This is a genomic window from Butyrivibrio sp. (assembly GCF_017940685.1).
Classification (GTDB): Bacteria; Bacillota; Clostridia; order Lachnospirales; family Lachnospiraceae; genus Butyrivibrio.
Map to the genome: position 1 here is coordinate 1 of NZ_JAGAYD010000143.1, position 7254 is coordinate 7254.

Consider the following 7254-nt stretch of genomic DNA (forward strand, 5'->3'; position numbering starts at 1 on the left):
ACGAACAATATATCGATCCTGAAGAACTCATAGAAATCAACGGGTAGGAGGACTCATCATGTTTGGAAACAAAAAAGATACTACAGTAGATCCAGCTCTTGAGCAGGTAGGAACCATCATTGGTCCCGGAGCAGTGCTTGACGGCCCGCTTACAACCAAGGATTCCACAAGAATCGATGGTACAGTAAAAGGAAACGTTACGATCAGCGGAGCGCTTATAGTTGGACAGGAAGGCAAGATAACAGGTACTGTATCTGCCATGAACGCCTACATCGCTGGCGAAGTAACAGGTAACATTTCAGCTCCTCAGGGCAAGGTTGAGATCAGCGATACCGGTAAGGTTATCGGCAATGTGTCTTGTAAGGGCATCGTCATTGACGAGAACGCCGTTTTCTCAGGTCAGTGCGATATGACAGGCATTGAGAAAAACTCAGCTGAGGTAGCAAAAGAGCGCGCAGCTGCTGACAAGGAAGCTTCAGAGGACAAGCCTTCAGAAGAGAAAAAAGAGGAAGGCACTGAAGACAAGAAAGAAGAAAACAAAGAGAATAAATAAAAAAATGCTGCTACTGTTGTTCAAACAGTAGCAGCTTTTTTACGCTCGTAAATCAACTTTAGTCCTGCATTCTTGTAAATACAAGTTCATAACCATCATCGCCATAATTAAGGGATCTGTTTACCCTACTGATGGTTGCAGTTGAAGCACCTGTCTTTTCTGCAATCTCAAGATATGTCTTTTTATCTCTCAGCATAGATGCAACTTCAAATCTCTGTGAAAGAGAAAGGAGCTCATTAACAGTGCACAGATCCTCAAAAAAGCTATAGCACTCCTCCTTGTTCTGAAGGCAGAGTATTGCGTCAAAGAGATGATCAACAGCATCTGTTCTGATCTTCTTGTTCATCGAAAAAAAACCTCCGTAAAAAAACTAAATTTAATGTTACAAAATACCGTTAATATTGCTTTGGTACTTAAACATTTTATCACGCTAAATTTTTAAAGTAAAGTGATTAAATACTTTTATTATTTCTTTACTTTTGCACATTTATGTGATATCGTAAATGTGTTGTCATAGACAACAGAACGATTATTTTTTTATTTTTGTGGAGGTATTACGATGAACAAAGGTACTGTTAAGTGGTTCAACAACCAGAAGGGTTACGGCTTCATCTCTGACGAGGCTGGAAATGATGTATTCGTACATTATTCAGGACTCAACATGGAAGGTTTCAAGTCTCTTGAAGAGGGCGCTTCTGTTGAGTACGATGTAATCCAGGGTGAAAAGGGACCTCAGGCCGTAAACGTAAACAAGCTTTGATTATCGGCAATTGAAGCATTTAATCAGACTACAAAGTGCCTTATTCTAAAATAGATTTATTTTGAATTCGCAAGATTGTAACAATGATTAATCATGAAAGCCATCTGACTTAAGTCAGATGGCTTTAATGATGTCTTTCATCGCCAGTTCTCCTCCAAATATATCGAGAGCTGATCCAACTGTTACATCCACTTTTCCTTTTCCAAGCTTTTTAAGCTTTTCTATATCTTCTATACTCTTAACTCCCCCGGCGTAGGTAACAGGTCTTTTTCCCCAGGATCCAAGGATCCTTGCAACACTGTCCTCTATTCCATTCTGGAGTCCCTCAACATCCGCAGCATGTACAAGGAATTCGTCGCAGTACCCAGACAGTTCATCCATTGTCTCTGCAGAGAGCTTAACATCTGTGAACTTCTGCCACCTGTCAGTTACTATGTAATAATCCTCGCCTTGTTTCTTACAGGACAGATCAAGAACTATTCTCTCTTTTCCGACAGCTTTTTGAAGCTTCTTTAGATTAGTGTAGCTGATCTTGCCATTTTTAAACACAAAAGATGTGACAATAACGTGGGTTGCGCCGGCTTCTATGAACTCCCTTGCATTTTCATCTGTGATACCGCCACCCACCTGGAGAAATGAAGGAGCCGCCATAAGCGCCTTTTTTGCCTGCTCTTTAGTCATCTTGTAGTAGGGACTGCCTGCAGGATTGAGCAGGATGATGTGGCCTCCTGACAAGCCAAGCTCTCTGTACATCCTGGCATAGAACTCCGCCCCCTTCTCAGAGACATAGTTCTCACTGGCACTATCTCCTGCATCCTTAAGAGACGATCCTACTATCTGCTTTACTTTTCCGTTGTGGATATCGATACATGGTCTAAAACGCATATAAGTTCCTCCAAAAAAGCGGCCTTCACAATACTGTGGAAGACCGCTCATCTAAGGCTTCAAGCCAAAACATCTGACATATCGTACATTCCAGGGCCTTTTCCAGCCAGGAATTTAGCGGCTTCAATAGCTCCTTTTCCAAAAATTGCTCTTGAATAAGCTCTGTGGGAAAGTGTAACCACTTCGTCTTGTCCAGCGAAGATAACATCGTGGTCACCAACGATGGTTCCGCCTCTTACTGCTGAGATACCAATCTCCTTAACAGGGCGTTTCTCTCGCCTTGTGCTTCTGTCATAAACATAGTCATACTCGCCAGAAAGTGACTCATTGATGCTGTCCGCAAGAGCAATCGCTGTTCCTGAAGGTGCATCAAGCTTCTGGTTATGGTGCTTTTCTACAATTTCAATATCAAAGCCTGCAGCTGCAAACATTGGAGATACCTCTTTGAGTACCTTTAAAAGAGCATTTATTCCAACAGACATGTTCGCTGACTTAAGGATTGCTACCTTATCAGAAGTTACTTTTACCTTTGAAAGCTGCTCTTCGGAAAGGCCTGTAGAGCAAAGAACTACAGGGATTCCCTTAGCTGCACAGTGATCGAGAAGTCCATCTACTGCTGAAGCATTTGAAAAATCCACGATGACATCAGCATCCACATTGCACTCTGAAAGAGCTTTGAACACTGGAAAAGAGTATGTGCTCTCGCCAAATGCGTCTACCCCTGCAACAATTTCTATAGCGTCATCAGCTGCAACCAGGTCAGCAATTACGTGACCCATTCGTCCATTACAGCCGTGCATTATCATTTTAACCATCACTTAACCTCCAGTCCATAGCGGATCATCTCTTCACGAAGGTGAGCCTTGTTTGCATCCTCCATCTCTGTAAGAGGAAGGCGAAGTGGACCAGCCTCAAATCCGATCATGTTAAGCGCTGCCTTAACAGGAATAGGGTTAACCTCTGAGAAAAGAGCTTTTACAAGAGGATATGCCTTGAACTGAAGCTCTCTTGCTGTAGCATAGTCACCATCAAGGCACTTCTGGCAGATCTCGTGAGTCTGTCTTGGAGCTACATTTGAAAGAACTGAGATAACGCCAAGGCCGCCAACTGACATGATAGGTACGATCTGATCGTCATCACCAGAGTAAAGATCAATGCAACCCTCTGCAAGAGACATCATCTTGATAGTCTGTGAAATGTTGCCTGTTGCATCCTTGATACCAACAATGTTCTTATGATCCTTAGCAAGCTTAACTGCTGTCTCAGGAAGGATGTTACATCCAGTTCTTGAAGGCACGTTGTAAAGAATGATCGGAATATTAATTGCCTTGGCAATAGCTGAGAAGTGTGCATACAGACCACCCTGTGTAGCCTTGTTGTAGTATGGAGTTACGGAAAGCACTGCATCAGCGCCGTACTCCTCTGCCTCTTTTGAAAGCTGGATCGCTGTCTCTGTGCAGTTAGAGCCTGTTCCTGCGATTACAGGAATTCTCTTTGCAACCTTATCTATACAGAACTTAACAACGTCCATGTGCTCTTTTTCTGACATTGTAGCTGCCTCGCCTGTTGTACCACAGACAATTATGGCATCTGTTCCGTTCTCAATCTGAAATTCAATGAGCCTTGCGAACTCATCGTAATTAACCTCACCATTTGCCTTAAATGGAGTTGCAATCGCAACACCTGCGCCTTTAAAAACTGCCATATTTTCCTCCTCGAATCAAACTTCAATTACATAAAAAATAGCTCAAATCACAATAGAGATGAGCTAATAAAATTCTTCCTAACGTAGAACCCTGTAAAGAATCTGTGATAGCTCCCCATCTTGCGATGACAGTCATACAGCTGTTCGCTGCATGCCCAAGCACCTGCCTTCAGCCAGGCCAGGCCTTTCGGCACATTTACCTTTCGCAATGCTTCATCTGCTGCTGCGCATCCACAAAGCTACTTATTAAATATGCAACCTCTATCTAATTCGTTTTTTGTTGTTTTAAATACTACCTCACCAGATTACCCCTGTCAAGGCACTAGCACTTTTTACCATAAAGTAGTCATTATAACCCTTCCGGAAAAGAGATATCATTTTATCAAATTTTTGGTTGAACAACATAAAAGTGCGTGTTATACTCAGTTAGTTTGAAATTAGTTGAAGTTTTTTCTACATATTATAAGAGGTAAAAGATTTATGAAACAAACTAGAAATGATGTTAGAAACGTAGCTATTATTGCCCACGTTGACCATGGTAAGACCACACTGGTTGACGGTCTTCTTCGTCAGAGCGGTGTTTTCCGTGCTGGTCAGGAAGTTGTAGAGCGTGTTATGGATTCCGGCGATATTGAAAAAGAGCGTGGAATCACCATCATGTCTAAGAATACTGCAATTACATATAAGGATATCAAGATCAACATCATCGACACTCCAGGCCACGCAGATTTCGGCGGAGAGGTTGAGCGTGTTCTTAAGATGGTTAACGGCGTTATCCTCGTTGTTGATGCTTTCGAGGGCCCTATGCCACAGACCAAGTTCGTTCTTGGTAAGGCAATGGATCTTGGTCTTCCAGTTATTGTCTGCATCAACAAGATTGACCGTCCAGAGGCAAGACCTAATGATGTAATTGACGAAGTTTTAGAGCTTCTTATGGATCTTGGCGCAGATGACAAGCAGCTTGACTGCCCATTTGTATTTGCATCTGCCAAGGCTGGTACATCTTCTCTTTCACTTGATGAAGCTGGTACAGATATGAAGCCTCTTCTCGATACCATCATCAACTACATTCCTGCTCCTGTTGGAGATCCAGATTCCAGCACTCAGGTACTTATCAGCACTATCGACTACAACGAATACGTTGGACGTATCGGCGTAGGTAAGGTAGATAATGGTGTTGTTAAGGTCAACCAGGAAGTTGTTGTTGTTAACCACCACGAGCCAGAGAGACGCGTTAAGACCAAGATCGGTAAACTCTATGAGTACGACGGACTTGGAAGAGTTGAGGTTCAGGAAGCAAGAATTGGTTCTATCGTAGCTATTTCCGGTATCGAAGATCTCAAGATCGGTGATACTCTCTGCTCAGCAGACAACCAGGTTGCAATTCCTTTCCAGAAGATTTCTGAGCCTACTATTTCAATGAACTTTATCGTTAACGATTCACCTCTTGCTGGTCAGGAAGGTAAATATGTAACTTCAAGACACCTTCGTGACAGGCTTTACAGAGAGCTGAACACAGACGTATCTCTTCGTGTTGAGGATACAGACACAACAGAGACCTTCAAGGTTTCAGGACGTGGTGAGCTTCACCTTTCAGTTCTCATCGAGACAATGCGTCGTGAAGGTTTTGAGTTTGCTGTCAGCAAGGCTGAGGTTATCTACCACACAGATGAAAACGGCCAGAAGCTTGAGCCTATGGAGAAGTGCTACATCGATGTTCCAGACGAGTTCTCAGGAAGTGTTATCCAGAAGCTTGGCGAGCGTAAGGGCGAGCTTGTAAATATGGGCGCTGGTAACGGCGGATACACAAGGATTGAGTTCCTTATCCCTTCAAGAGGACTTATCGGTTACAGAGGTGAGTTCATGACAGACACCAAGGGTAATGGTATCATCAATACTATTTTCGACGGATATGCTCCATACAAGGGAGATATGAACTATCGTAAGACAGGATCTGTCATCGCATTTGAGTCAGGTGAAGCTACAGCTTATGGTCTGTTCAACGCTCAGGACAGAGGACAGCTCTTTATCAAGCCAGGCGACAAGGTTTACTCCGGAATGGTCATCGGAACCAGCGGAAAGAGTGAGGACGTTGAGGTCAATGTCTGCAAGACCAAGCACCTTACCAACACTAGAACATCTGCTTCAGATGAGGCCCTTCGTCTTGTTCCACCAAAGATCATGTCTCTTGAGCAGTGTATCGAATTCATTGACAACGACGAGCTTTTAGAGGTAACTCCTACAAGCCTTCGTATCCGTAAGAGGATCCTCGATCCTACACTGAGAAAGAGAGCTTCCTTCAAGAAATAAGGGTGTTTCCTAATATGTAACCCGGGCCGGGCTGGGTATAATTTTGTTTTTGCTCATGTTGAACCGAGAACTTCGTTGAGCCCTGTGCATGAATTAGTCGTGCAAGGGCACTCCTAATTCATAGGTCTCAACTTCGTGGTTCAAAAATCGCAAAAGCCAAAATTATACCCAGCCCGGCCCTCATTGTATAAGTAGGGAAAGACTCAATTACGTCTTTATAGAAGGAAGTAACCTACATCTCCTTCAGAGATTGTAATCTGACCTTCACATTTGCTAGTAAGTTCGTTTTTAATAGTATCAACGTCGGACTCTTTTACGCAGATATCAAACTCCACATCTGCTGCATAGCGAGAGTCCTGTATGGTGATGGACTTCTGGCCAAGGAAATATTGGATGGTGTTTACCTTGTCGTAGGCCACAGTAAGCGTAAGCTTCTGTGAATAGACAAGTTCGCCAACGCCAGATGCTGCAATACCAGCCTGAGCCGCCTGGGTGTATGCACGGACAAGTCCGCCGGTTCCAAGAAGGACTCCTCCAAAATACCTGGTGACGATGATAAGGACATTAGTAATGCCTTCGCCGTTTATTACTTCCAGGATTGGCTTACCGGCTGTTCCTGAGGGTTCACCGTTGTCGCTGCACTTTGTGCTTTCACCATTTTCTCCAATGACATAGGCATAGCAGTTATGTCTTGCATCCCAGTACTTTTTGGATATCTCAGCGATCTTCTCTTCCGCTTCCTTAACTGAAGCAACCGAAAAGACATTTCCGATGAACCGGGATTTCTTTTCCACAATCTCCCCAGTTCCATTTGAAGTTATAACCTTGATAGATTCTCTCTTTCCCATGCAGCAAGTATAACATAGATTGCATTACTGTTCACAGTGTCAGCATTCATCCGAACGGAGTAAAGAAATTGTCAGTTGAATTAAGATAAAAAATGAGAGTACAAACCTTTTTGGGTATAATAAGTTCGTCAAAACAAAAAAACTCAGAAAAGGAGTACTCTCATGGACATTGTAACACTTTTAGAACAGCTTA

8 protein-coding genes and 1 riboswitch are annotated in these 7254 nt (G+C 43.2%); of the genes, 3 read left to right on the top strand and 5 right to left on the bottom strand.

All coding sequences use genetic code 11. The features are described from left to right. Positions 1-58: 58 nt before the first annotated feature. Complete coding sequence (locus J6I68_RS09175) at positions 59-553, top strand: bactofilin family protein (protein WP_292219844.1); 495 nt, start codon at positions 59-61, stop codon at positions 551-553. 58 nt (positions 554-611) lie between these two features. On the opposite strand, the gene J6I68_RS09180 is transcribed toward J6I68_RS09175, so the two are convergent. After that, complete coding sequence (locus tag J6I68_RS09180; RefSeq protein WP_022765063.1) at positions 612-899, bottom strand: YerC/YecD family TrpR-related protein; 288 nt, start codon at positions 897-899, stop codon at positions 612-614. Between the two features lie 213 nt (positions 900-1112). Here J6I68_RS09180 and J6I68_RS09185 point away from each other — a divergent pair, with 213 nt between their 5' ends. Beyond that, positions 1113-1313, top strand: a complete 201-nt coding sequence (locus J6I68_RS09185; RefSeq protein WP_013281837.1) for a cold-shock protein — start codon at positions 1113-1115, stop codon at positions 1311-1313. Between the two features lie 114 nt (positions 1314-1427). Here the strand turns inward: J6I68_RS09185 and hisA are convergent, their stop codons facing one another. Genes hisA through dapA form a run of 3 tightly spaced genes read right to left on the bottom strand, consistent with a single transcriptional unit; the run spans position 1428 to position 3903 of the window. After that, positions 1428-2198 carry a phosphoribosylformimino-5-aminoimidazole carboxamide ribotide isomerase gene (gene hisA, locus J6I68_RS09190; protein WP_292219845.1) on the bottom strand — a complete coding sequence of 257 codons (771 nt, stop codon included), beginning with the start codon at positions 2196-2198 and terminating at the stop codon, positions 1428-1430. A 59-nt stretch (positions 2199-2257) separates the two neighbouring features. Further along, positions 2258-3013 (bottom strand): 4-hydroxy-tetrahydrodipicolinate reductase, encoded by a 756-nt coding sequence (gene dapB, locus J6I68_RS09195; protein ID WP_292219846.1) that lies wholly within the window; start codon positions 3011-3013, stop codon positions 2258-2260. Continuing rightward, a complete protein-coding gene (dapA, locus tag J6I68_RS09200; RefSeq protein WP_292219848.1) occupies positions 3013-3903 on the bottom strand; it encodes a 4-hydroxy-tetrahydrodipicolinate synthase in 891 nt (296 codons plus the stop codon). The genes dapB and dapA overlap by 1 nt, the downstream gene beginning before the upstream one ends. A 100-nt stretch (positions 3904-4003) precedes the next feature. Beyond that, a riboswitch (Lysine riboswitch) is annotated at positions 4004-4175 on the bottom strand. Positions 4176-4383: 208 nt separating this feature from the next. On the opposite strand from dapA, the gene typA reads away from it, so the two are divergent. Continuing rightward, positions 4384-6213 (top strand): translational GTPase TypA, encoded by a 1830-nt coding sequence (gene typA, locus J6I68_RS09205; RefSeq protein WP_292219850.1) that lies wholly within the window; start codon positions 4384-4386, stop codon positions 6211-6213. A gap of 215 nt (positions 6214-6428) precedes the next feature. On the opposite strand, the gene J6I68_RS09210 is transcribed toward typA, so the two are convergent. After that, positions 6429-7061, bottom strand: coding sequence for a YigZ family protein (locus J6I68_RS09210; protein WP_292219851.1), 633 nt, complete (start codon positions 7059-7061; stop codon positions 6429-6431). Positions 7062-7254: the final 193 nt, after the last annotated feature.

Coding starts and splice junctions, on each gene's coding strand:
- J6I68_RS09175 (WP_292219844.1), top strand. CDS start 59: ATGTTTGGAAACAAAAAAGATACTACAGTAGATCCAGCTCTTGAGCAG.
- J6I68_RS09180 (WP_022765063.1), bottom strand. CDS start 899: ATGAACAAGAAGATCAGAACAGATGCTGTTGATCATCTCTTTGACGCA.
- J6I68_RS09185 (WP_013281837.1), top strand. CDS start 1,113: ATGAACAAAGGTACTGTTAAGTGGTTCAACAACCAGAAGGGTTACGGC.
- hisA (WP_292219845.1), bottom strand. CDS start 2,198: ATGCGTTTTAGACCATGTATCGATATCCACAACGGAAAAGTAAAGCAG.
- dapB (WP_292219846.1), bottom strand. CDS start 3,013: ATGGTTAAAATGATAATGCACGGCTGTAATGGACGAATGGGTCACGTA.
- dapA (WP_292219848.1), bottom strand. CDS start 3,903: ATGGCAGTTTTTAAAGGCGCAGGTGTTGCGATTGCAACTCCATTTAAG.
- typA (WP_292219850.1), top strand. CDS start 4,384: ATGAAACAAACTAGAAATGATGTTAGAAACGTAGCTATTATTGCCCAC.
- J6I68_RS09210 (WP_292219851.1), bottom strand. CDS start 7,061: ATGGGAAAGAGAGAATCTATCAAGGTTATAACTTCAAATGGAACTGGG.